Source organism: Aliikangiella coralliicola, from assembly GCF_007004725.1.
Taxonomy (GTDB): domain Bacteria; phylum Pseudomonadota; class Gammaproteobacteria; order Enterobacterales; family Kangiellaceae; genus Aliikangiella; species Aliikangiella coralliicola.
In genome coordinates this window covers 1-3,681 of sequence record NZ_ML660178.1, presented here as the reverse complement: position 1 = coordinate 3,681, position 3,681 = coordinate 1, and the positions used below count along the sequence as shown (strand labels likewise).

Annotated in this window: 1 protein-coding gene; it reads left to right on the top strand. The window is 47.7% G+C overall.

Annotated elements, in window-relative coordinates:
- Positions 1-128: 128 nt before the first annotated feature.
- Positions 129-3,681 (top strand): Ig-like domain-containing protein (locus tag FLL46_RS26850; protein WP_210418834.1); only part of this gene is annotated, 3,553 nt, incomplete at its 3' end.

Here is a 3,681-nt window from a genome sequence, read left to right as displayed (position 1 = left end):
GCAACACCATCATCCCAGATGCTAATTTTAACGGCAGCTTGATTGTGCCGGTAGTTGTCGGTGACGGCTTTGCCAACAGTGACATTTTCAATGCCACCGTCACAGTCAATGCGGTAAACGATAAGCCTGTGATTCACAGTCACACAATTCCAGCAGTCAATGAAGATTCCAGTCTGACGATTCAGTTATCCCATCTGGATATCAGCGATGTGGACAGCAATAGCTTTACCGTTACTGTTCATGACGGGGCCAACTATTCTAAGGTCGGTAATACCATCACCCCAGCGGCTAATTTTAGTGGAACCATCACAGTGCCGATAACGGTGAGTGATGGTGGCGCAGTTAGTGATACTTTGAATGCTTCGGTCACAGTCAATGCAATCAATGATGCACCAGTCATTGCGGGAGGGGATTCTCAATCCATTGCGACCGACCAAGATAACGCGCAAAGCTTCACCTTGAACGCGAGCGATGTAGATAATTCTACTTTGACCTGGAGTGAATACACATCACCCAGTCATGGCAGTGTGTCAGGTTATGGTGCTGGTTTGCAAAGAAGCCTGACTTATACCCCTGCCTCAGGTTTTCATGGGACCGACTCATTTGTGGTTCAGGTGAGTGATGGGATCGCAGTTGACCGAGTGACTGTCACTGTACAAGTTAATCAAGTCGACCAAGAGTTTGCTGAGAAGTTTAGTGGAATTGTGGATGATGCGGCGCTAGTCACGCCGAGTGTTCCTGCTAACGTGGCCGTGGGTGCACTCACTGGTGAAGGCGGCGTATCCGGCGGCTCTGCAATTTATTCTATTCCGGTAGCGCTACCGCCCGGCCGGGCAGGAATGCAACCTGATGTTTCATTGAACTACTCTTCGCGCGGTGGGAATGGCGTCGCAGGTGTTGGTTGGCAACTGAGTGCCAGCGCGAGTATTCATCGTTGCGCGGCTACTCAAGCGCAGGATGGTTTTACGGCATCGCCACAATATAGCGCTAGCCGAGACCGACTTTGTTTGAACGGCCAGCGGTTGATAGTCATCGAAGGTAATTATGGTCAACATAATGCCAAGTATCGCACCGAGTTAGATAGCTTTGTTAAAGTGGAACAGAATGGCGCTATCAATGATCCAACTTCGAGCTTTACGGTTTTCAGTAAAAATGGCCGTATTAGCTATTACGGTACTACATCTGATTCCCTGCACAGTGCTGATGGTCGAAATGAAGTCTTATCTTGGGCGATTGCCAAAGTTGAAGATCAGTCAGGTAACTTTATCGAATATCGCTACCATACGCCTGCAAATAATAACTCAATGGGTAAAGGTGAATATACGCTGGCATCAATCCATTACACAGGCAACGCAGGCAGTGAGCCAACGCGTAAAGTTGTTTTTGACTATGAGGGCAGAACTGATTATCAGTCCTCTTATCTTGCGGGTGGCTTAACCCGAAAAACCCTGCGTTTAAAATCAATTAAAACTTATTATGACGATGCGATTGTTCGCGACTACCAGCTGACTTATGGCAACTTAAGTTTATCCAGTGGACGGACCTTACTGCGCAGTGTGAAAGAGTGTGCCTACAAAGACTCATTGATTCATTGTTTACCGGCGACCGAATTTGACTGGCAGGAAGCAACAACCCAATACGTGCTAGAGCCAGTGGAATTTGCTCAAGGCGGCAGTACCGTTGCCGCGAATGTTGCGGACAAAATCAGTCGGGCTGTCCCAAAAAGTGATGTCGACGGTGACGGCGTTAGAGACTGGCCGGGGTTGGATACCAATAAAGATGGCGTGATTGATGTCCCTGGCATCATGGTCAATGCAGAGCGTCAGGTGAAGGCAACTCATACAATGCCGACTGATGGTTGTGTCGTGAGAGCATCAATGGGATTTGCACGTCAATGCTTAACGGCTGACTTTAACCAGGATGGAAAAACCGACTTTTATAAAACCACGGAAAATACCGGTGGTGAAATTCAAATTCAGTATAACGGCACGACCAGCTGGGTAAGCTCAAATATTCATCTGAATTACTACCAGGATGGGATCTTGAGCTTCTCCGACTTTAATGGCGACGGTTGGCCAGATATCACAATGAAACTTGCCACCAGTGATACCGCGGTGCCTAAGGTTTATCTCTATCCTCACACTAAAAATGTTAATCAACCCTACACCACGGCGAGTCGTCAATGGCTATTCGATCTGACCAGTGATCTCGCGGCGCCTTTCACCAATAAGGAGAGTGTTGAGCAAGTGGGTGATATGGATGGTAACGGCACGCCAGATTTTGTGATTATGCTCAAGCCCGCTACTGGGCAACTTGGGATGCCTTATCCCCACAAAATGCTGTTGAGTCAGAGTCAACTTAACGGCGGCGTTCAATTTACTGAATATTTGTTTAGTGGCCACTTGCAGCTCGAAGATGCAACCGATAAGGGAGGCGCAAACTTCTTCCATGATATCAATGGTGACGGTTTGCCAGACTGGCTCAGTATGAACACCAATTCAACCGATAACTATTGGTTGGAAGCAAGGATAAATACTGGTGGCGATTTTGCCGCAGGCTGGATCGATTTGAATGTGATGATCCCTACTCGGCTTTATTGGAAATATCACAGCAATGCCCCCGGCGACCGGGAAGGCTACCGACTGCCAGTGATTGAAAAGACACTTGCTATGGACTATGACGGTGATGGTAAAACAGAATTATTATTTGCGTCAGATGTGGTGGCATCTGCTTGCTCGCTAGAGTTTTATATCCAAAATGGCCAGTACCGTCAGAAATACTTTTGTGATGAAGCGCTTTGGGGACATTCCTCTGCGCTACATTCCAGTCCGATTGATGGCGCTAGAAAGGATGTTTCGGCCAGAAAATACCAGGCGATCTACTTTGACGAAAATGCCGATGGCAGCATTAGCACTCGCATAGAACAAACCGACATTGTGGCTGCGCCGACTGAAAAAATGGCGATTGATGCAACCGGTGATGGACTCATCGACGTGGTAACGACCTTTGAATGCCAGGTTGAAGGCTGCGCTTGGAATGTTGATGCCGAACAACATGGCGGGACTAAAAAAGACACTTCGCTTAAAGCAGACCGTCTTTACATCAATCGTAATTTGGGGGCTGCTAGCAATACCAACGGTTATGAAACAATTGATGTCATCAAACAGGTCACAACTGGATTGGGAACACAAAACCAGTGGACCTACCGGCCGCTGGGCAGTGATGAATTCGATATCACGAATGGGACTTTTTACGATCCAGATCATGCCTATGTGAGTGGCGATGTAGCAGCTGGCGATCAGGAATACTTCCATTTTAGCTCTAGCATGATGGTGGTGGCTGAGCATCGGGTGAGTAACGGAATTGGTAGTGATTTGAATGCGACTCACTATCGTTATAAAGGCGCGATATACAATAATCAGGGACGTGGTTTCCAAGGGTTCAGAACGATTATCGTGGATTCTCCAGCACAGATTGGTGAGTCAGGAGCCATTACCGATAAAATGCGCTCAGTCACAGATTTTCACCAGAAGTTCCCAAAAGCCGGCAAGATAGAAGAAGTCCGCACCTGTCTGGCCAGTGACGGGATTGAAACCTGTAGTCCAACGACACCGCTGAGCTACACCAAGAATATCTATTTCGAGAAGAAGACCGCCGAGTCGTCAGACACTAATAGCGAGG